A 19,184-nucleotide genomic window follows, 5' to 3' on the forward strand; every position below is an offset into this window, starting at 1 on the left:
CTCAACGCTTACGCCTGCGCCGGGTCGATCGCATCCTGCGACGGCTTCTGCTTCGGCTGGATCATCGCGTTCGGCGGTGGTACCGGATTGAAGAATCGCTCCGGCTCCGGCACCAGCATCACCGACAGCTGCCGCCCACCGGCACCCTTGATGTTGTAGTGAATCAGATACGACCGGCTGGCACCGCCTGAATCGGCCGTCACCGGATAGCCCGACTTCTGGAAATCACGCTGGACCTGTTTCCACGGTTCCGGCGTTTTACCGTCATCGGCGACCGTCTGCTCGATCGCCTCCGGATGCGCCTGCGCGAAGTCCTTGAAGACGGCTGGCGTGACGAGCAGCATGCCCTCCGGCACAAAATGTACGCGCGCCATCGACTCGTTATACGGCAAGGCGCCCGTGGCAATCCCCTCCTGGACCCAAGCCATGAACCGCTCGGCGTTCGGGCGAGGCTGCCGTCCGCTCTGGCGTGATGCGAGCGATTTCGCCGGCACCTTCGCCTTCTGCTTCGGGCGCACGGGCGACGTGACCACATCTGGCACCGGACGGCCCGTGCTCGGAACGTCGCGGCGACCGTTTGTCTCCGCCTGCAATGCCACGGCGCTTTCTGTTTCAGGCAGGAATTCGGCGGTATGGTCGTCCGAAGCCGGTACAAGTATGGCTGCCTCGGGAGTCGGCGCAGCTTCATCGCATGCCTCGCAGGTGGAATCGGGCATCGTCGGCACGGCCGATGACACCTCTGGCTCCGTCGCCGGCGCATCGCTCCACGCTCGCTCGATGTCACTGCTTAACGAGTGATCGGGCCCGTCCGTACCTGGCGAATCCGGTTGCTCTTCGTCGAAATCCGATTGCATCTCGTCGACGCTGCTCATTGCGGATAACGCCTCGCGTTCCGGCGCGGGTTCTTCGTCCTTGCCAACCTTGACGACATGCACCGCGCCGACCGGCAACGCGCGCGGGTACCGGCCTGGGTCCGCATAGAGCCGGTCGAGCGGAAAGCGCAGGACCGTGAAGGTCTGCTTCCAAGTGCCGACCACAACCTCGACGGTCCAGATCGCGCCACCCTCCGGCGTCGGAACAAGCGCCCCGTACTCCTGCCAGGTATCAAAAAGTCGGTTGTTGTCGGACGGAATGCCCGCTGCGCCCGACTGCTGCTGTTCGTTGCACGCCAGATACGCACGCACGGCTTCGGCTAGCGTCTTCGCCACGCACCACAGATACTCGCCGTCGCAGTAGCCCGTCGCGCCCGCACGATTGAGCGGCACTCCGCCTTCCGCGAGTAGCCGACGCAACCCTTCCATCAGCCGCTCTATCAGCGGGACCGCACGAGCAGTTGCAAACCGTGTGCGTGGGCCCGTGAGCAGATTCTGCGCAACCGATCGCCGGTCCGCCTCGCCGACAATCTTCGCGAGCGTCCCTTCCTTCACCCCAGCGTCGCCCGACAGATATGCGGCGAGTTCGTCGAGCACCGGCGGATACTGCGCTAGCCAAGCCAGCGCAGCGGAAGGCACGAGACGCTGGAGCAACACAATAGCGAGACGGGCGTGGGCGCCGTAGTCCCGTTGCGCCGGTTCCGGGAAATCGACCCGATACCACTGACCACCCTGCTCGTTCATGCTGCCCGCGAGCGGCACCCACGGCTGCGCGTCCGTCCCGGTAACGAGTTCGATCTTCAGGTCAGCCAAAGGCTTGCCAATGTCGTGCAACAGCGCAGCGACCAGCACGGCATAGCTGCAACGTGCGCCGTGCCGCATCTGGTCCTCGGGGCAGGCGCCGAGCGGTAAGCGGTATCCCTCCCGGAAATGCAGGGCGTATCGCGCCACCTCGAGCAGATGAATCAACAGGCCGCCCGGCTGCGCATGGTGGTGGGATTCCGATGCGGGCAACAACTGCACGAATTCCGTGAGTCGCCGAATCAGCGGTTCGATGTCGCGCCGCTCATTCTCCGTTGACAGGCCCACACTGCCGCCAATTCGGAGCACCGTGCCGTGCATGCCGGATCGCGCAAGAAGCTCGCTGAATCCCAGCACTGGGAGATGCTGGAGAGAAGGCGGTGATCGTTCAAGAATCGGTGCAGCAGCGAACGACGCGGACTGCGAGTTGATCCGGGGCGGGTTTGCCGACGCCCGGGTCAGCCCCAGCCAGGTCAGCGTGGTACTCAATGTCATATGAGCTTGCTATCGCGATTGGAGAATTGCGTTCCTAGTGAGGGACGCACACCACGCGTCACATCGTTCCCCAAGGTTAGGCAGTCGACCTGGCGCCCAGGCCGGAATGACTGAACGGCATGTCGCGACCGCAAGCAGTCATGCCTCAGGCCGGGACATCAGCGCGCACGCGTTCAGCCGAGCCATCCTTTCTCGGCCTTCTACGCCTTACGTGGCATGGGCCGCAGCGCTTTTTGACCGTTGCGCCAACGCCCTTTTTTGCCCTTCGCCATTTGAGCCTTTGAGCGGGTGAAGCGTCTCATCCCAAGCTTCACCCGTGGCCTTTGGATTGGGCCCTTCCCTTTGAGCCGTCCTTTGTTCCCCTTGCCTTTTCAGCCTTCTGCAAATGTCTTTGGATTGTGCTGGACGGGCAGCCTCACGCGGCGCTGGCCAATGCGCGGGCGACAAAAAACGTGCTTACCCAACTGTGCTTGGGGCAGGAATCCGGCCCAGTCGCGCGTCTTCGCTGCCTACAGTGAACCCGTCGGTCCTTCCCCCTGGGCCGACGCGCGCTGTTGGCCTGCCGGAGTGCTCCCCGCGCCCGGCAGGTCCTTTTTCTCTGATGGCTAACGCAGCCAGGTCGTGGTCACCGGATCACGCACGAACAGACGAGGTGAAAGTGAAGCGTGTCGCGATAGTTCTTGCTGGTGCAGTGCTCCGCGGCTCAGTCATTACTGCGCGGGCCGACTGCATCGACGACGCCGCGCAATTTCAATACGTGAACGCGCGGCTCGTGCGTGCGATCGCCACCGTCGAATCCGGGCAGCGCGCAAACGTCATCCACCTCAACGCCGACGGCACCACCGACATTGGCCTGATGCAGATCAACAGCCGGTGGCTCGCGACGCTATCGCGCTTCGGCGTCTCACGCGCCGATCTCCGTGACCGCTGTACCAATGCCTACGTCGGCGCGTGGATCCTGTCGCAGAACATCCGCCATCTCGGCCTGAACTGGGATGCCGTCGGCGCCTATAACGCCGGCACACACGTGAAGCGCATTGCTTACGCACGCCGCGTCTATCGCGCACTCAACACGGCCTCGCCGCTGCCGTCCGCGCCGGCCACTCCGATAGCGGGGCAAGAGCCGGGGTTAATCGCGAAACTGTTTCGGCCAATCGCGTGGGGCGATACATGGGAGGCTGGACGATGAGCCGGCTCACGTACGAATACGCGATCGAGGTACTGAACGACTACCTCGGCCCGCTGCAACCAATGCTGGCCGATCCGGACGTGCTGGAGATCATGGTCAACCGCGCCGATGCGATCTTCGTCGAGCGCAATGCCACAGTGAAGTATGTCGCCGGCTGCGACCTGGACCCGGATGCACTGGATCGTGGCATCACGATTCTCGCAAACGTTAATGCCAAGGAGCAGACGCCGCTGCTCGATGCACGACTGCCGGGTCTGCGCATTGCTGCCGCCCGGCATCCTGTGGCTGTCCACGGCGACATGATGTCGATCCGCAAGCACACACGCCGCCGCATTGGACTTGCCGATTACGAGCGCGGCGGGGCATTCGACGTCCTGCCAGGCACGAAGTCACCCGCCGCGCGCCGCCGCAATACCGCACTACTGGACCGTCTGGCATGGGGCGGCGCCGCGCTGCGAGAGTTCTTTGAATGGGTCATGCACGAACGGATCAACGTCGCATTCTCCGGTGGAACGTCATCCGGCAAGACCACAATGCTCAACGCGATGATCGATGCGATGCCGCAGGAAGACCGCGTCGTCACGATCGAGGACACGGCCGAGCTGCAGGTGCATGCGCCCAATCACGTTGCGTTCGAGACCAACCTTGGGATTACCATCCGCGATCTCGTGCGCTTTTCGCTGCGCGTGCGCCCTGACCGCATCATCGTCGGCGAGGTACGTGGAGCCGAAGCCTTCGACCTGATGGAAGCACTCAACACCGGACACCCCGGCTCGATCGTCTCGTTCCATGCAGACTCGTCCGACACCTCCCCGGCGCGGCTCGAGTCGCTCATCCGCATGAGCGACGAAGGGCGGCTCCTTTCGATTGACGACCTGCGCCAGAAAATCGCGTCCACGTTCCGGTTCTTCGTGCATGCAGAACGCCAGGGCGCGGTACGCGGCCCCGTCGAAATCCGCGAGGTGCTCGGTGCCAAGGACGGCCGCTATCAGACCCGGTGCCTCTTTTCCCGCTTTGCGTCCCCCGAGGAGCTGGTCCATGCATGAACCACATCGCCGGCGCCGGTGGCTCCACGCCGTGCGTCTCTTCGTCACCGCGCTTCGCAACCGCTGTATGGATCTGCGCGACGCGTGGCGAACCGTTCTCACCCGTCATCGCAATGCGCTGCGCCTGTTGTTCACGGCCATCTGGCTCGCGTTTATTCCGGCCATTGCGCACGCGGGCATCTGGAACGGCGGACTCTGCACCGTCTACCAGGACGTGCTCGACAACGAGTTGCTCGAGGTCGTGTCGCTCTCGGCGCTCGTCGGCTCGATCGTGCTGTGGCTGCTCGACGATGGTCGCAGCAACATCAAGACGCATGTGCTGCGCGGCGTGCTCGGCACGCTCGCGATCCTGAACATGCCGCTGCTGTGGGCGCAGGTGTTCAACCACGGCGCTGCCTGCACGGGCACCCTCTAGGGAGGTCCGGCATGGACACGCATCGCCCCGACGCACGTGACGCATCCGCCGGTTCTGTCGATCCGCTGGATCCAGTTGATCCGCTCGCTGCGCGCGTTCGAAAGACCATGCTCGAACAGTTCCTGCTGCTCGGCATCGACCGCAAATGGTGCATCGCGCAGGGTGCCATCGTCATCACGTTCGCCGCTGGCCTGCGCAACGGCTGGGTACTGCTCGCGGTGCTGGTCACGCATCCCGTATTGTGGCTCGCCGTGCGGCGCGATCCCGACCAGATCCGCTGCTACTCGAAATACAGCCGGCAGGGCGACTACTACGAGCCACGCCAGCTGCTGCGCCAGAAGATCAATGCTCGCCCGAAAGGCTTCGCCCGGGGGATGCCATGCTGAAGCCCACCCCCTCGCCGTTTGACGCCGAGTCGCTCGCACAGGTCGCGCAGCGCACCGATGGCGATCGCCGTTCCACTGCTGAGATGGTGCCGTGGCTCTTTCGCTTTAGCGACACGCTCATCGTCAACAAGGACTCGTCGGTAATGGCGACCTATGAGTTCTCCGGACCGGATGCCGACGCGTTGTCGACCGGCCATGTCCTCGAACTGATGGAGAACCTGATCACGTCACTGCGTGACATCGCCCGTCGGCCCGTCACAATGTGGTGGACGATTCACCGCCGCCGCAGTGCGCGCTATCTCACGGTACCGATGCCGGACCCGGTGGCGCAACGGGTCGACGATGCCCGGCGCGAGACGTTTGAGCGCGGTGCCAACTACACGAACCGTCATTTCGTGACGTTCACGCTGGCCCCGGATGTCGGCATCGACCGGTTCGCCGGCAAGATCACGCATGGCATGACGCATGACGGGCTGTCGATCGCACAGTCACTGATGCAGGCCGTGCGAGGCACGTTCTCCGACCAATACCTGTTCGCGTATACGGCGTCAGAGCTGGCCGCCGTCGTCGAGATCTTCGAGAACATTCTGTTCGGCTTCGTCGCAAGCAACCCGCGCTTGGCCTGCCGGCGCCTGAGCGGTCCGGCACTTGGCGCGTTCATGCATGCGTGCTGCTCCCCACCGGGCGATCACGTATCGGCGGTGCCCATACCGGACATCCCGGCGCTCGACCTCGCGATGTGCGATACCGAGGTCCGACCAGGTCATGACTACCTGCACTTCTACTCGCATGGCCGCCAGCGCTTCGCGATCGCGGCGGGTGTTCCTGCCCGCCGCGACTTCTGGCCAGACACGGTGTTGCCCACGAGCCTCGACGGCCTGCTGAAGGTGCCAGGGGAACTCACGGTCAGCCACTGCTTCCGTCTGACCTCGCCCACCGCCGCGATGCGTTTCATCGACAGCGTCCGCCGCTATCACGAAGGCCGCCGGCTCGACACGCGTTCACTGCTCGCCGCTACGCTGCGCGGGGGCGACACGTCGGGCGCGCGCCAGAACCAGTCGCGCTCCGCCGCCGCAGACGAAGCCAACCGGCGCGTGGGTAAGGTTGAGATGGCCGAAGAGACATACGGCTACTACAACCTGTCGGTCCTCTCGTACTCGCCCGTTTTCGAGACGTCGCCCTTCGATGATGGGACGGCCGCCGAAGCGGCCTGGACGCAGGTAGTCGCCACCCGCCGTGCAGTCGAGGAAGCGCTGCGAGCCGCGCACTTTGCGCCCGTGCGCGAAACGCTTCACGCGTTCTCAGCCTTCGCTACGAGCATCCCCGGCATGTGGCGCGAATGCGCGCGCTGGTCTTTCATCGACACCGCGGCGCTTGCCCGCCTGCTGCCGCTGCGCGGTGTTTCCGACGGCCACCCGATCAACGCACACCTGACGAAGGAAACCGGCACGCTCTGCCCCGCGCTTGCCGCCTTCCCGACCGAGTTCGGCACGCCCTACTGGTTCACCGCCTTCCTCGCCGACGTCGGGCACATGCTGGTCTGTGGCCGCACCGGATTCGGCAAGACGATCTTCATGCTGCTGTGCGCGACGTTGTTCCGGAAGTATCCGAACGCCTTTTTATACGGGTTCGACAAGGACCTGTCGATGCGCATCCCGACGACCCTTCAGGGCGGACGTTATCTGCAGTTCGATCATGACGCAGCCGGCACTTCCGCGAACGAACGCGCGCAGATGAATCCGCTCGTGCTGCTCGCGGACCTGCGCCACATGGAATTCCTCGTCGAATGGATCGTGATGCTGGCGCAGCAGCGCGACGCCTACCGTGTGACCGCGGGCGACCGCCGCGAACTGGGGAAGGCGCTCGCCGCAACACGCAGCCGGAGCGACCGGCGCCTGTGGCGGCTTCGTACGGTCCACGCGTCGCTGCCTGCGGGGCCGCTTGCTGACGAGCTGGCTCTGTGGGTGGGCTCCGCCTTACACGCGCATTACTTCGACAACGTCGCCGACAGTTTCGACGACACGCGATGGGTGTCGATGGCGACTGACCGGATTCTCGCAAACCCTGTAATCGCGCGGCCGTTTCTGTCGTATGTCACGTATCGCATCCAGGATTCGATGGAACAGCGGCGTGCGAAGGGCGTCATCGGCCCCACGCTCGTGATGCTGCCCGAGATCTGGAATCTGTTGGATGACGATACGTTCGCCGCGCAGATCGGCAACTGGATCGTCACGATGCGCAAGAAGCTCGGCTGCGTCTGGATGGATGCGCAGTCGCCCGAGCAGGTCTCGACCTCGAAGATTTGGCCGCAGATCCGCGACAACGTCCTCGTGCGCGTATTTGTGCCGGTCGAGAACTTCACGCCCTCTGCGAAAACTGCCTATCAGCGCGATTTCGGTCTTTCCGACGGACAGATCCGCACCATCCAGCAACTCATCGCGAAGCGCGACTACTTCATCACCGAACAGGGCGGCGCATCGCGCCGCATCTCAGTGCCGCTCGATCCCGCGTCGATCGCGATTCTCCGGTCGGAGATGAGCGCTCAGCTCATGTTTGACCGGCACTTGAATTCCGGTCGTCCGGACTGGAGAGAGCGATACATCGACGAAGCCATGGCACAGGCCAGTATGGACACGGCGGCATTGGTCGACCTGGAGGTCCATCATGCGTGAGCCCGTGCTTCTTCGGGCCGGCGTAGCCGCTGCCCTTGCCCTTTTCCTTCACACAAACTCCGTTCGCGCCGGCGGCGGGATGACGGGCGGCGCAACCGAAGTTACACAGTTGTTGAACCACGCCGAGCTCGTGTCGTCGGTCGCTCAGCAGGCGCAGATGGTCGAGCAGAACGTTCAGGCGCAGATCACCCGCCTGCAGCAATACGTCACAATGACCCAGAACCTGAGGCAAGTTCCGGCATCGCTGATCGATCAGACCATCGCGCCCTACCGCACGCAGATCGCGAATTTTCAGTCGCTGTCAACGGCTATCACGCAGCTTGAGCAGGCGGCGAGCGCCACGAATAGCCTCTTCGGCCGCAGCCTCGCCGAGATGAATACCACGGGCATGTCGCCTGCCCAGTGGTTGTCGGCCTATACATCCCTCGCCTCGACGCGCGGCGGCATCTACCAGCAGCAACTGACGCAGGACATGCAGAACCTCGACACGCTCGCCGAACGCGCGCAGAACCTGCAACAGATCCAGTCGCAGATTCCGAACGTCACTGGCGCCGTGCAGGGCTTGCAAATGTTAAACCAGCAGTCGAACGTGCTCGCTGGCGAGATGGTCGACCTGCATGCCCTCATGCAGCGGCAGGTCGCGCAACAGATGCAGGACCACATCGCACAATCGCAGGCCCAAGGTGACGCGGCGAAGCTCGCCGCCGCGCGCGCTGCGGCGCTCGGCCACGTCAACCAGCAGGAACAGCGGACGACACAGGGTGCGCCCGACTTCGACCTGCTGCAGGACCAGTAGCGAGTGAGCCGTGCTGTTGCGCTGGCTGATCCGCCACCTCTGTACGACACCCGCCGAATTGCGTGTGGTGCTGCATGCAATCCGCGAATACCGGATTCGCAGCGTTATTCCCTTCGATCAGCGCGATCCGGGCTGGACTTTCGACCGACGCATTACCCGCAGCGTCCGGCTGTCGCTGCTCGTTGGGCTGCTAGTGGTGCACGCGGAAAATCCGCAGGTTTTCGCGGCGGCCTGGATCGCATTGCCGCTGGCCGTGCTGCTGGGGCTGCTGCGCCTTGCCGGCGGTCTGCGCTAGCGGTGCCCCTTTACAACTGAACCAGGTCATGAACGACGTCATCTCCGTGCTCAACGCCCTCTTCGCCACGATGCAGGCGAAGGGCACGAGCCTGCAGACGCTGTTTCTCTCCGATGGCATCGACCTGCTCGCCGCGCTGGGCCTCGTCATGGCGACATGGCATGTCTTCCTATGGCTGCTCGAAGGGGACTTCCCAGGCTTCTTCGCGAACCTCTTCCGCCATCTGATCAAATGCGCAGTCATTCTAGTGATGCTCACAGCCTGGTCCGGCACGGTGCATAGCTATTTCGTCGACAACATGCAGACCATGGCCTCGCGGGTGTCCGGTGGCGAAGGCAATCCTGGTGACCTGCTGCGAGCGCTCGTGAACGCCGCGTCGACCATCATGCAGGGCGTGCGCACCGAGGCGGCCCAGGTCTGCGAGCAGGTGCCGGACGTCACCCCTGACGGCGTCGTAATCCCGAACACGGAACATCAGGTATGCGGGGCCACGAGCGACGCGGGAGCGAATTCGGCGGGCCTGAACTCGATCTGGACGCTCATCAAGAACCTGCCACTTGTCCTGCTAGCGTTCCTTGCCAAAGCGCTCGCGGTCGTTGCGATCACGCTCATGACGATGATATTCGTGGTCGTTGTGCAATTCGGCTCGTTTCTGCTCGACATCGCCTTCTGCCTCGGGCCCGTACTCATCCCTTGGTACGTGCTGCCCGCGGGCGAATTCCTCTTCGATGGCTGGCTGCGCTTCACAATTTCCGCAGGGCTATTCAAAGTCGTCGCGTGGCTGATGATGGCGATCGTCTATAGCGGCGTGTTGCCTGGCATCCAAAGTCTCGTGCAACAGAGTGCGACGCAGAACGGCACGAATAGCGACGCGTATTACGCGACGAACTACCTGGCGATGCTGGCGCTCGCGCTCGTCTGCGGTGTCGGAGCATTCATGATGTGGCAGGTACCGGACATCGCGAAATCGCTCGTCTCTGGCGGCGCCGGTGGTGGATTGCGTGGCTTTGGAAAAGGCGTCATAGGAAACAAATTGACGCCCAACATTCTGAGATGAGCTCAGTGATGATGACGCTCGTTGTGTTGATTCGCGTAGTACGCATTCCAGGACGCATCGGCGTCCCGGTAGTGCTGCTCATCACGGTCACGCGATTGCGCGCGGTCGCTGGGCGTTCGGCCGAGCGCAGCCCAAGCGAGAAACACAACTGCTCCCACCAATATCATCGCCACGCCGAAATGCTGCGCGCCGACCTGATACAGGACGAACGCCGCGAACAACAGAATCGGCAGCACGAAATACAGGAGGAGGATCTTCAGTTTTGCCATGGCTGCACCCTTGCAGCAGGTGAATTCCGTCCCAGTGTAGCACCGACCGCATGCTGCTGCCGGAAGGGTTGAGCCATGCGCAAACACTTGTCATTCCGCTCGTCTCCCGGCACCCAGACGCCCGCCGCCGACCTTCCGTCGCCACCGCATATCGGCGAAGCGGTCACAGCCTGGTTTGCAGCCTTCCAGCGCCCTTTCTGGGAAAAGCGGCTTGCCATCAAAATCGCCGCCGCGTTCGCGCTGATCGCTGCCGGCGAATGCGCTGCACTCATTGTGCAAAGTGCGCACAGCGGCCCACGCCCCTACTTTGTCGAGCACGATGAGAAAAGCGGCGCGGTGTGGGTCTCGGACCGCTATGCCGAAACCTACTCGGTCACCTCCGCAAACAAGCGCTATTTCCTCGTGAAATGGGCGTCACGTGTCTTCACGATCGAGGCCGACAGCCAGGACACCCTCACCCGGCAGATCCCCTCTGCATTCGGCTGGACCTCGGGCGCCGCCACGCAGGAACTGGAAACCTACATCACCGTTACCGATCCGGTCGCGCAGCGTGTCGTTCAGACGCGAGGTCTCACCCGCGAATTCATCGAAAACTCCACCTCGTTCTCGCCCGATGGCCAGGTCGCCTACCTGATCTTCACCTTGATCGAGAGTGTGAACGGCAAACCGTCCCGCCCGAAACAGATGCTGCTCACGGTCAGCTTCCTGCTCGCACCCGAGACGCTGAAGCCCGGCGAGGAAAAGGACAACCCGATCGGACTGCGCATCACCCACTTCAGCCTCACGCCCTATCTGGGCGTCAATCCCGGAGCCACGCAATGAAGCTTGCCCTTTCCACTGCGTGTTTCGCGACACTGTTTGCCACGTACATCACCTCAGCTAGCGCCCAGATCGCATCGTCATCGCCCGCGCCGTCCATGCCCCTGCCCGCCAATATGGTGATGACTGTCCCGACGCAGTCCGCGAAGGATGCCGTTCGCACACCGACGCCGCGGCTCCGTGCCCGACACACACCTGCGTCCCGTGCGCGCATCAACGGTCCATATTCGGCGCCCGACGATTCGTCGCTCGTCGTCTACGACTTTGACCCGGACTACCTCTATCCCGTACTTGTGCGCACCAACCAGGAAACGCACCTGGTGTTCGGCCCCGATGAGGAAGTCACCGGCGTCTACCTGTCCGATACGGGGAAGCGTTGGCTCGAGCATACGGCGCTCACCAAGCGCGACGTGTTCATCGAGGCGCGCCTACCCGGGCTCGACAATGCCGCGACGATCATCACCTCGCGTCGGCGCTATGAGCTGGACCTGCGCTCATCGGACAATGGGACGGTCTATCACCGCGTCTCATGGCACTACCTCGATACAGACGCGCAAATGACAGCGGGACGGGTCTCGCCCTTCGGCATCGAGTACCCGAGCAATGCTCCTGCGCAAAACACGCGGGCACGGGCGAATGAAGATGCGCAGGCGGATTCGCTTGGCGATGCACGCTCAGGCGGTCCGCGCATCGCACTCGACCAAGCGAACTTCGATTATCGCGTGGAGGGAGATGCACCGTTCACGCCAGTGACCGTTTTTGACGATGGAAGGTTCACGTATCTGCAGTTTCCCCACCACGCCGAACTGCCCGCGATCCTGCTGACGGACGACAAGGGCCATGCCGAGATCGCCAGCTTCGTACCGCTCGGCAACGACCTGTTCGAGGTGCAGCAAATCGCCCCATACGGCCTGCTGCTCAGACGCGGCAAAGAGGAAGTACGGGTCTTCAACGGTCGGGGCAAAGGCTGCGGACTGTTCGGCTGTGATTCGGCCCGCATGAAGAACATCTACGGGAAACCGTGAACATGGCCGCCCCGGAAAAAAGCGGCACCCCGCTCACGGCTGAGCCAGCCAGGCTCACACGCATCCGCCGGAACCTCGCGAAAACGCTGCTCATCGCGCTGTGCTCCGCACTACTCGCGATCGTCCTGGTGCACGCGCTGTCCCATCCGCACGAGACCGCGGCCGAGCGGCGCGAGCGCGAGCAGATTGAGGCGGATGCGCGGCAGCCGAAGGCCTCACCGGATGCGATCCGCAAGCGCCTCGAAGACCAGCGGAACCTGGCGCTGGCACGCGCGGGCGATGTCGCGTCGGCAGCCAGCGCCCCGCTCGGCGGCACACCGCTCGATGGCATCCCCAAGGGCGTGCCCGGAGACGATGCCGGCCCGCTGCCCCGAAACTACCGGACGTCTGGGCCGGGCACCCCCGATCACGACGCCGATCGACTCGCACTGCAACGGCAGATCGAAGCCATGCAGAGCCAGTCGCTCGTCGCTTACGAGGACACGAGTGGAAGCAACAACAACTCGCCCACGGGGAATGGGCTATCTACCGATAGCATCGCAGGCAGCCTAGCGCAACTTTCAGGCTCGCAGGCAGAGCCAGGCAGTACGTCACCGGGCAGTCCCACGGGGACAACTGCGTCAGGTCTCTCGCCCGCCAATGTGTCGGGCGCCACTGACCGGCGCAACGCCGACTGGGTCAGACAACAGGGCAACGCGACTGACGATGCGAAGCCGCTGGTTCCAGTCCCCATCGATTCGCCGTACATGGTGATGGGCGGCACACCGATTCCCACGGTGATCCTGCAAGGCGCGAAAAGCGACATGCCCGGTACCTTCCGCGCGATGGTCGACCGCGACATCTATGACAGCATCGATGGGAGCTGTAAGCTGATCCCGAAGGGAACGCGGGTTCTCGGTCGGACAAACAACGATGTGGCGATCGGCCAGGACCTGATGCTGATGGCGGCCACCCGGATGATCTTCCGGCACGCGACTATGCGTCTCGATGGGCTGACCGGCAACGATCCCGACGGCGAGGCCGGCGTCACCGCCGAGGTCAACAACCACTTCTTCAAAATCTTCGGGTCGACCTTCCTGATCGCCGGCGTCGCCGCCTGGATCGGCCACAATCAGAGTCAGCCAAGCGGCACGACAATCAACGTCAACGGGGGCGCGGCCACCGACCTGTCCGAAGCGGCAGCACAGTCCCTGTCGCAAACGACCCAGACCATTCTCCAGCGCAACATGAACATCCAGCCCACCCTGAAGCTCGAGCCCGGTCAACGCATCACGTTCATCACACAGCGCGACATGATGCTGCCGCCCAACGTCACTGACGGGAGTTGCAATCGATGAAACATCCAACCACGCTTTCTGCCACCTAGCTGATGTGTCGGGGTTCGCTGAAATTCGAACTTTCGTCACTTAAGGTCTGAATCTTTCAACGCAGCAGATTCGGGCGTGTCCCGCCGTTGCGCTCGTTCATCTGCGAAGAGACATCGGCCGCGAGGGGCTGATGTCGAACGAGCTGCCTTTCAGCAAACGGGGAAGCGATTCGCTCGAAAACCAACCATCCCCGAGTAGCTGGCCGCAGTAAGGCAAACAATGGTTGATAGACATGTGTTCCGCCGTGGAGGAAGTCCATCGGCCAGACGGCTGTTTTGTCGGGAATCCCTTTGACTTTTCAATCGGTTTCGCCGCGTCAGTATATCGACGCGGCGATTACAGCGCATGCCAAGCGCAGACGAGAACGCGGGGTAACCAGCCGATGCAGCCCTATGCGGCATACGCCGTCTAGAAGACGCGTTCATAAGAGACGACGTTGCAAGTCGGCGTGCTTCACGCCCCGTCAACGTTGGCTACGGCTTGCGCCACTTATCGGGGCCACCTTTGTCTGTATGCCGCACGCGCTCGACGAGCGGAGGGTTACCATCATTCAGCTGCTTTGCCCGCTCGATGGCTTCTCGCTGAGTAGGCAACACATCACTGGCCCGTTGTGAATTTGGGCGGCGCACCGCATAGTCGCCCTCCGGGCGACGCTCAACAAAGATTTTTTTTGACATATCAGGCTCCTAGTCAAGTCATCCGATCAGAGGAGCTACGAAGGCGGCCTCCTCTGATTCCTACGCTGGTTCTACGTCGTTACTTCGCTTTGGGGTTGCGAAGTACGATGCGGAACGGTTGGCCATTCGGTCGACGAATTACTCGACCCTTGACCGTGATGGTCATCCGATAGATGACCTGTTCTTCGCTGTCGTTCGTAGCCATTTTTGGCTCCTATTTCAGCGATCTCAGCATGGAACTTGATGTTGACAAGCCTGCCTGACAAGGCATACTATTTCTGCTCTCACACAGAGCAACAGCAAGACGCTTCACTCATGAGATCGTTGAGTGTCGCGTTTTCGAAAGTTTTCCTCAAGGCCTCCAGCGCGCCAACGCTTGAGGCCTTTTTATTCGTCGCGAAAATCCAGCGTGAGCTGCTTGCTCGATGTGATGCCCATCCGCGACATCAAGTATTCCGCGAACTCATCCGCCTGCCATTCGGCATCCTCTCCTTGAGACGGCTTTGCACTTTTTTCGTTGTGCAGGACCGCCTTATGCGCCAATACTAGGTGCCCGATCTCGTGACAGATCGTACTGATCGCTGTCTCGTCCCCGTTGCATGCTTTGACATATGTGCTCTCGGGGACGAGGATCGTGAACGTTTCAGGTGAACAGATCGCGTCAGTGAACAACAACCACTCGCTATCCTCGATCGGATCGATGCAGATCGAACGCGCCGACAACGACTCGAAGAACTGCGCAATGTTCAAGCGCGTCTTCCTGTTCACGCGGAACATCCGGCAGAACGTCTCCGCGCTGTGAACGATTTCGCCGGCGGTTCGGTGTACCACTCGATTTCCTCGCATCGCATACGGTGGTTTGTCTGCGTCCGACATGATTACTCTTTTTTCCGTTTGTTGATCTTCTCGAGCAACTGAGCGATTTGCTTCAGTTCCTCGGCCGTAAAACTCGACTTCGCGAAACCTGCCACCAGCATCTGTTGCTGCAGCGGCAGGCCATCGACCGGAACCGCTTCATTGGACACGGCAGCCAACTGGTCAAGGTCTGCAATCGGATGCCCTTTCTGTTCGAAGAACTTGCCGATCTTCCCCACCCATTGGGCGCTGATTTTTTTGCGTCCCGTTTCCATGGCGCTGAGGAACGACGCCGTGGTATCCAACTCTGCAGCCATCGACAACAGCGTTTGCCCAATATCGACCCGCGCTTTCCGCACGGCCTTGCCGAATGCGGTGAGTGCCATTTCTTGCTCCCGTTTGTATAACAAAGTCCTTCGGCGGGAGTGTAGCAAGAGCCGACCCGATTACGCAACCAGTATCTCAAAAAAAATGTACCAATTTGGTTGAAATTTTTCGGCGACATCTGTTTGGTCTGATGACTTATTGTGCCAGAGCGCTTAAGCTTGCGCACATGCCTTATCCACAGATGGTGCCAAATATGGCACTCGTTCATGACGCCCGAACAACAACTCGAATTCCTGCAGTCCGCGACTCAGCGGGACATCGCGAAGTACCTAGCCATGCGTGTGCGCGGGGAGCGAGTCCGAAGCGGATTCTCTCAATCAGCGTTCGCCGAAAAAGCGGGCATCCCCCTGAGGACGTACAAGCGATTTGAGCTGAGCGGCGCGGGTAGCATCGAAACGCTTGCACGCATCTTGATGGCCCTGGGCCATGCACGTGGCTTCTATACGCTCTTCCCTCACCCCAAACCGGTTGCCCAGCCAACCCTCGCGGAGCGCATTGAGGCTATAAGTGCGACGACCAATAGATCTGCGTGAAGTAGCTTCTCGTCCAAAAATTTCTCTCGTCTACGTGCCGTGGATGATCCGTCATTTTGGACAAACCAGCCGTATCCAAATTTTTATTCTGTCCACGGAACGTGTACAATGAATGAACTTGGACAATCGCGACCTTGTCATGCATCCGACCGATCACGATCTGCCCCCTCTGCTGGAAGCTGCCGCCACCGCGTTCGGCGATGCGACCGGCGTGTCCGTCCACCTGCGTAAGGCTCCGCCCCGATCCGGCGCGGACGCAGTACTGGAGTTCCATGTCGGCACCCGCCGCTACAAACGCCTCGCGCATGTCAAGCGGACGATCGACCGCTACGGCACCTTGGCCGCTGTCCGTGCGCAGGCCGCGCCGGGCGACGGTGACCGGCTCCTGCTCGTGACGTCGTATTTGTCCCCTAACATGATCAATGCGTGCCGCGACATGCAGGTTGATGCGCTCGACCTGGCCGGCAACGCCAGTCTTCTTCTAGGCGATAGCGTCATTCTCGTGTCTGGGCGCCCACGCCCGGACAGCGACTTGCCGGCACTTAGCCGGACTTGGACCAAATCGACACTGCGCGTCGCGCTCGCCCTGCTCGCGGTCCCTTCACTACTGGAAAAAGGCTACCGGGATATCGCACAGGTTGCCGGCGTCAGCCACGGAACGGTCCAGAACGCCATTCACGGAATGCTGGACCGGCGCGACCTCATCGAGCAGCCCGGCGGGCGCGGCATGCAGTTCGCCGACGCAGGCCGGCTCATCGATGAATGGACCACGCTGTACCCGACACTGTTGCGTGGATCGCTTCAGCTCGGCCGCTTCCGCACCGACATCCCCGACTGGTGGAGAAGCGTTCCCGAGCTTCCCGACCGGTGCCAGTTTGGCGGAGAGCCGGCAGCAGCCATCCTTACGCAATACCTGAAACCAGCCACATTCACCGTATACTGTGCCAGCGAGATCCCACGGGAGTGGATCGCGAAGGCTCGCCTGCGGCCTGATCGCGACGGCAACATTGAATTTCTGAGGTCCCCAATCCAGCTTCAAACTGCGGCTGGACTTCCGCAAAACATCGCGCCGCCCCTGCTCGTCTACGCTGATCTCGTGGCGAGTGGCGACTCGCGCAATCTCGAAACGGCCCGGTTAGTGCGTGAACAATATCTCCCCGCTTGAGCCTCGCCCCCATCGCCCATTCCCCCCCGAAATGGTCGCCCTTCTGCGTGAAGTGGCCGCCATCGCTTCCGAAAAGGGCATCCAGTGGTTTGTCGGTGGGGCGAGCGCACGTGACATCGTGCTGACGCACGTCCACGATATCGAACCGACACGGGCCACGGCAGACGTCGACATCGGCATTTCTATCGAAAGCTGGGCCGGCCATGAAACACTGAGAACGGCGCTGCTCACGTCTGGCCACTTCGAGCAGCGAGGTAGTGCGACCCACCGGCTGCACTACCAGTCCCCCGAGACTGGCGCCAGAACCTGGCTCGACATCGTACCGTTCGGTGGCATCGCAGACGATGGCGGCGAAATCGCCTGGCCACCCGATCAGGTCATTCGCATGAATGTCGCCGGCTTCGAACAGGCGCTGCAGGTCGCTATGCCAGTACGCATGGATGCCGATCTCGTGGTGCTTGTCGCGTCCCTTCCGGCGCAGGCAATGCTCAAGATCATTGCCTGGAAAGATCGTCACGCGATCGATCGCAAGGACGCGACCGATCTGATTTTCCTGCTGGCATGGTATGGCGAGGCAGGAAATCTCGATAGGTTGTACGCCGACGACGCCTTCGCCCTGATCGAACGGCACGAGCACGATCCCGATATCGGCGGCGCGGCCCTCCTCGGCCGCGACGTGGCAGGTATCGTCACGCCGGACGTGCGCGATCAGGTCCTCGCGGTCGTTGCGCCGGACAATCCGTCGCCCCTGATACTGACGCACATGATGGCAAGCCGTGCACGGATTTTCGGCGGCGATACGGCTGAACGGATCAGTCAGCTCTTTGACGCGTTCCGCCAGGAATTTGTCGCGGCGGTTCAGCGAGGAAGCGGGATTTGACCAACCCGGGCAGGCAGCATTCCCGAGGGCTGTCCGGCTAACCAAGCACGCCCTGTCCTGCCCGCGCCTGGAGGTCCATCAACTGAGTAAGCGCATCCCGAGCGCGCTCCACTGGCACAAAAATGTGATCGTGAAATGCGGCAGCAACGACGTTGCAACTGATGCGGGCCCTAGTCAGCGCTTCAGCCACCGCAGCCGTAAGTCCCACAGCCTCCAGGTCGGAATGGACGTTCAGCGTGATCCAGGCTGCCCGGAAAAGAACAGGTAACCCTTCGCGCAGCGCCGTCGGTTCATCGATGATGACGGTCAGCCCCTCGCGCTCACGAAACGTCGCCAGGGGAGCGAGTTGCGACACATCCCTGCCTGCCTGCACGGACGAAAAGACATAGGCGCCTTCATTCAGCTCTGGCTGCATTGATGCCAGCAGCTGTGCGAGATCCGAGACGGGTTGGCTCACTGCGCTCCCTGTATGAGAAGTGGGTCAATCGAGCGGGTACACCGGCCGCGGCATCGCGAGCCCTGCCCACGTCGAATATCAAAACCGTTGCCGCCAACTTGCAGAATTGTCACTCATAGTGCGTGTCATGATAGAGCGTGGCCTCAAACAGGTCAAATACGTACGCTTCGATATCTTTCCGATCGAGATGTCGATGCAGTACGACCCCCTTGCCCTGTTTGGGAAACGCCTGGTCGAGCTTCGCAAGGCGCGCGGCTGGTCACAGGAGCGCCTTGCGCTCGAAAGTGGCCTCGCCCGGTCGTACGTGGGTGGCATTGAACGCGGGCAGCGCAACATTGCGCTCTATAACATCTGCGTGTTGGCCGCCACACTCGGCGTTTCTCCTGCTTCCATGCTGGATTTTGATGAGCTCACGTGACATTGCGTGATTGCTCTGCTGTGCAATCCCACCACTTGCAGCAACCAGAGCGCCGGCAACATCCGTCGACCACCCAGGTCTTCGCTTGTGAGACATCGTGACGCATCGGGAGATCAAGTTCAATCCTGTCAAATTCTTTTGAACAGCGAACAAAAATGATTGGGCAAACCGCCTTGATTTTTCGGCATCGCCGACTATGATTCGCGATTGAAGTCGCCCGCTGGAGCCCATCCAGCGCCCTTCGCAGTACCGTCGCTCGTGCGACACCGTTCGCGGTTCGCTTCGTCCCTCTGTCTGGATCACCGCAG

The 19,184-nt window shown here is 61.9% G+C and carries 21 protein-coding genes; 14 read left to right on the forward strand and 7 right to left on the reverse strand.

The annotated features are described in order from the left end of the window. Positions 1–8: 8 nt before the first annotated feature. Positions 9–2,168 carry a MobH family relaxase gene (gene mobH, locus VSR68_RS22590; protein WP_342941963.1) on the reverse strand — a complete coding sequence of 720 codons (2,160 nt, stop codon included), beginning with the start codon at positions 2,166–2,168 and terminating at the stop codon, positions 9–11. Positions 2,169–2,826: 658 nt separating this feature from the next. On the opposite strand from mobH, the gene VSR68_RS22595 reads away from it, so the two are divergent. Genes VSR68_RS22595 through VSR68_RS22630 form a run of 8 tightly spaced genes read left to right on the forward strand, consistent with a single transcriptional unit; the run spans position 2,827 to position 10,024 of the window. Continuing rightward, positions 2,827–3,357 carry a lytic transglycosylase domain-containing protein gene (locus VSR68_RS22595; RefSeq protein ID WP_342941964.1) on the forward strand — a complete coding sequence of 177 codons (531 nt, stop codon included), beginning with the start codon at positions 2,827–2,829 and terminating at the stop codon, positions 3,355–3,357. Further along, a complete protein-coding gene (locus VSR68_RS22600; RefSeq protein ID WP_342941965.1) occupies positions 3,354–4,403 on the forward strand; it encodes a CpaF family protein in 1,050 nt (349 codons plus the stop codon). The genes VSR68_RS22595 and VSR68_RS22600 overlap by 4 nt, the downstream gene beginning before the upstream one ends. Further along, positions 4,396–4,818: a hypothetical protein gene (locus VSR68_RS22605; RefSeq protein WP_342941966.1), complete on the forward strand. Its 423-nt coding sequence runs from the start codon at positions 4,396–4,398 to the stop codon at positions 4,816–4,818. Before VSR68_RS22600 ends, VSR68_RS22605 begins: the two co-directional genes overlap by 8 nt. An 11-nt stretch (positions 4,819–4,829) precedes the next feature. Then, positions 4,830–5,204, forward strand: coding sequence for a VirB3 family type IV secretion system protein (locus VSR68_RS22610; protein ID WP_342941967.1), 375 nt, complete (start codon positions 4,830–4,832; stop codon positions 5,202–5,204). Next, the gene (locus tag VSR68_RS22615; RefSeq protein WP_342942021.1) at positions 5,198–7,876 is read left to right on the forward strand and encodes a conjugal transfer protein TraC; all 2,679 of its coding nucleotides are present in this window, start codon (positions 5,198–5,200) and stop codon (positions 7,874–7,876) included. Before VSR68_RS22610 ends, VSR68_RS22615 begins: the two co-directional genes overlap by 7 nt. Beyond that, positions 7,869–8,672: a conjugal transfer protein TrbJ gene (locus tag VSR68_RS22620; RefSeq protein ID WP_342941968.1), complete on the forward strand. Its 804-nt coding sequence runs from the start codon at positions 7,869–7,871 to the stop codon at positions 8,670–8,672. The genes VSR68_RS22615 and VSR68_RS22620 overlap by 8 nt, the downstream gene beginning before the upstream one ends. Before the next feature lie 10 nt (positions 8,673–8,682). Then, complete coding sequence (locus VSR68_RS22625) at positions 8,683–8,967, forward strand: hypothetical protein (protein WP_107153655.1); 285 nt, start codon at positions 8,683–8,685, stop codon at positions 8,965–8,967. A 28-nt stretch (positions 8,968–8,995) separates the two neighbouring features. After that, positions 8,996–10,024: a type IV secretion system protein gene (locus VSR68_RS22630; protein WP_342942022.1), complete on the forward strand. Its 1,029-nt coding sequence runs from the start codon at positions 8,996–8,998 to the stop codon at positions 10,022–10,024. Between the two features lie 2 nt (positions 10,025–10,026). Here the strand turns inward: VSR68_RS22630 and VSR68_RS22635 are convergent, their stop codons facing one another. Further along, on the reverse strand, positions 10,027–10,293 hold the full coding sequence (locus tag VSR68_RS22635; protein WP_342941969.1) for a hypothetical protein: 267 nt from the start codon (positions 10,291–10,293) through the stop codon (positions 10,027–10,029). Between the two features lie 75 nt (positions 10,294–10,368). Between VSR68_RS22635 and VSR68_RS22640 the strand changes: the two genes are divergently transcribed. The 3 genes from VSR68_RS22640 to VSR68_RS22650 are packed head-to-tail and all read left to right on the forward strand — an operon-like array spanning position 10,369 to position 13,474. Further along, positions 10,369–11,115: a VirB8/TrbF family protein gene (locus VSR68_RS22640; protein WP_342941970.1), complete on the forward strand. Its 747-nt coding sequence runs from the start codon at positions 10,369–10,371 to the stop codon at positions 11,113–11,115. After that, positions 11,112–12,137 carry a TrbG/VirB9 family P-type conjugative transfer protein gene (locus VSR68_RS22645; protein WP_342941971.1) on the forward strand — a complete coding sequence of 342 codons (1,026 nt, stop codon included), beginning with the start codon at positions 11,112–11,114 and terminating at the stop codon, positions 12,135–12,137. The genes VSR68_RS22640 and VSR68_RS22645 overlap by 4 nt, the downstream gene beginning before the upstream one ends. A 2-nt stretch (positions 12,138–12,139) precedes the next feature. Next, the gene (locus VSR68_RS22650) at positions 12,140–13,474 is read left to right on the forward strand and encodes a TrbI/VirB10 family protein (RefSeq protein WP_342941972.1); all 1,335 of its coding nucleotides are present in this window, start codon (positions 12,140–12,142) and stop codon (positions 13,472–13,474) included. A 503-nt stretch (positions 13,475–13,977) separates the two neighbouring features. On the opposite strand, the gene VSR68_RS22655 is transcribed toward VSR68_RS22650, so the two are convergent. From VSR68_RS22655 to VSR68_RS22670, 4 genes are all read right to left on the reverse strand, one after another. Further along, the gene (locus tag VSR68_RS22655; protein ID WP_342941973.1) at positions 13,978–14,181 is read right to left on the reverse strand and encodes a DUF2188 domain-containing protein; all 204 of its coding nucleotides are present in this window, start codon (positions 14,179–14,181) and stop codon (positions 13,978–13,980) included. A 79-nt stretch (positions 14,182–14,260) separates the two neighbouring features. Beyond that, complete coding sequence (locus tag VSR68_RS22660; protein WP_342941974.1) at positions 14,261–14,386, reverse strand: hypothetical protein; 126 nt, start codon at positions 14,384–14,386, stop codon at positions 14,261–14,263. 182 nt (positions 14,387–14,568) lie between these two features. Next, complete coding sequence (locus tag VSR68_RS22665; protein ID WP_342941975.1) at positions 14,569–15,057, reverse strand: ImmA/IrrE family metallo-endopeptidase; 489 nt, start codon at positions 15,055–15,057, stop codon at positions 14,569–14,571. A 2-nt stretch (positions 15,058–15,059) separates the two neighbouring features. Then, positions 15,060–15,422: a helix-turn-helix transcriptional regulator gene (locus tag VSR68_RS22670; RefSeq protein ID WP_342941976.1), complete on the reverse strand. Its 363-nt coding sequence runs from the start codon at positions 15,420–15,422 to the stop codon at positions 15,060–15,062. Between the two features lie 673 nt (positions 15,423–16,095). Here VSR68_RS22670 and VSR68_RS22675 point away from each other — a divergent pair. Next, positions 16,096–17,121, forward strand: a complete 1,026-nt coding sequence (locus VSR68_RS22675) for a type IV toxin-antitoxin system AbiEi family antitoxin (RefSeq protein WP_342942023.1) — start codon at positions 16,096–16,098, stop codon at positions 17,119–17,121. A gap of 31 nt (positions 17,122–17,152) precedes the next feature. Continuing rightward, on the forward strand, positions 17,153–18,001 hold the full coding sequence (locus VSR68_RS22680; protein ID WP_342942024.1) for a nucleotidyl transferase AbiEii/AbiGii toxin family protein: 849 nt from the start codon (positions 17,153–17,155) through the stop codon (positions 17,999–18,001). 37 nt (positions 18,002–18,038) lie between these two features. Here the strand turns inward: VSR68_RS22680 and VSR68_RS22685 are convergent, their stop codons facing one another. Beyond that, positions 18,039–18,458 (reverse strand): ACT domain-containing protein, encoded by a 420-nt coding sequence (locus tag VSR68_RS22685; RefSeq protein WP_342941977.1) that lies wholly within the window; start codon positions 18,456–18,458, stop codon positions 18,039–18,041. Positions 18,459–18,651: 193 nt separating this feature from the next. Here VSR68_RS22685 and VSR68_RS22690 point away from each other — a divergent pair, with 193 nt between their 5' ends. Next, positions 18,652–18,876, forward strand: coding sequence for a helix-turn-helix domain-containing protein (locus VSR68_RS22690; RefSeq protein WP_027196504.1), 225 nt, complete (start codon positions 18,652–18,654; stop codon positions 18,874–18,876). Positions 18,877–19,184 lie beyond the last annotated feature (308 nt).

The sequence above is a fragment of the Paraburkholderia phymatum genome, from assembly GCF_038900715.1.
GTDB lineage: Bacteria > Pseudomonadota > Gammaproteobacteria > Burkholderiales > Burkholderiaceae > Paraburkholderia > Paraburkholderia phymatum_A.

Bases quoted from the DNA above. Each gene is read 5' to 3' on its own strand.
- VSR68_RS22645 (WP_342941971.1), top strand. From the start codon at position 11,112: ATGAAGCTTGCCCTTTCCACTGCGTGTTTCGCGACACTGTTTGCCACG.
- VSR68_RS22650 (WP_342941972.1), top strand. From the start codon at position 12,140: ATGGCCGCCCCGGAAAAAAGCGGCACCCCGCTCACGGCTGAGCCAGCC.
- VSR68_RS22600 (WP_342941965.1), top strand. From the start codon at position 3,354: ATGAGCCGGCTCACGTACGAATACGCGATCGAGGTACTGAACGACTAC.
- VSR68_RS22670 (WP_342941976.1), bottom strand. From the start codon at position 15,422: ATGGCACTCACCGCATTCGGCAAGGCCGTGCGGAAAGCGCGGGTCGAT.
- VSR68_RS22635 (WP_342941969.1), bottom strand. From the start codon at position 10,293: ATGGCAAAACTGAAGATCCTCCTCCTGTATTTCGTGCTGCCGATTCTG.
- VSR68_RS22690 (WP_027196504.1), top strand. From the start codon at position 18,652: ATGCAGTACGACCCCCTTGCCCTGTTTGGGAAACGCCTGGTCGAGCTT.
- VSR68_RS22605 (WP_342941966.1), top strand. From the start codon at position 4,396: ATGCATGAACCACATCGCCGGCGCCGGTGGCTCCACGCCGTGCGTCTC.
- mobH (WP_342941963.1), bottom strand. From the start codon at position 2,168: ATGACATTGAGTACCACGCTGACCTGGCTGGGGCTGACCCGGGCGTCG.
- VSR68_RS22665 (WP_342941975.1), bottom strand. From the start codon at position 15,057: ATGTCGGACGCAGACAAACCACCGTATGCGATGCGAGGAAATCGAGTG.
- VSR68_RS22630 (WP_342942022.1), top strand. From the start codon at position 8,996: ATGAACGACGTCATCTCCGTGCTCAACGCCCTCTTCGCCACGATGCAG.
- VSR68_RS22615 (WP_342942021.1), top strand. From the start codon at position 5,198: ATGCTGAAGCCCACCCCCTCGCCGTTTGACGCCGAGTCGCTCGCACAG.
- VSR68_RS22655 (WP_342941973.1), bottom strand. From the start codon at position 14,181: ATGTCAAAAAAAATCTTTGTTGAGCGTCGCCCGGAGGGCGACTATGCG.
- VSR68_RS22675 (WP_342942023.1), top strand. From the start codon at position 16,096: ATGCATCCGACCGATCACGATCTGCCCCCTCTGCTGGAAGCTGCCGCC.
- VSR68_RS22610 (WP_342941967.1), top strand. From the start codon at position 4,830: ATGGACACGCATCGCCCCGACGCACGTGACGCATCCGCCGGTTCTGTC.
- VSR68_RS22660 (WP_342941974.1), bottom strand. From the start codon at position 14,386: ATGGCTACGAACGACAGCGAAGAACAGGTCATCTATCGGATGACCATC.
- VSR68_RS22640 (WP_342941970.1), top strand. From the start codon at position 10,369: ATGCGCAAACACTTGTCATTCCGCTCGTCTCCCGGCACCCAGACGCCC.
- VSR68_RS22680 (WP_342942024.1), top strand. From the start codon at position 17,153: ATGGTCGCCCTTCTGCGTGAAGTGGCCGCCATCGCTTCCGAAAAGGGC.
- VSR68_RS22620 (WP_342941968.1), top strand. From the start codon at position 7,869: ATGCGTGAGCCCGTGCTTCTTCGGGCCGGCGTAGCCGCTGCCCTTGCC.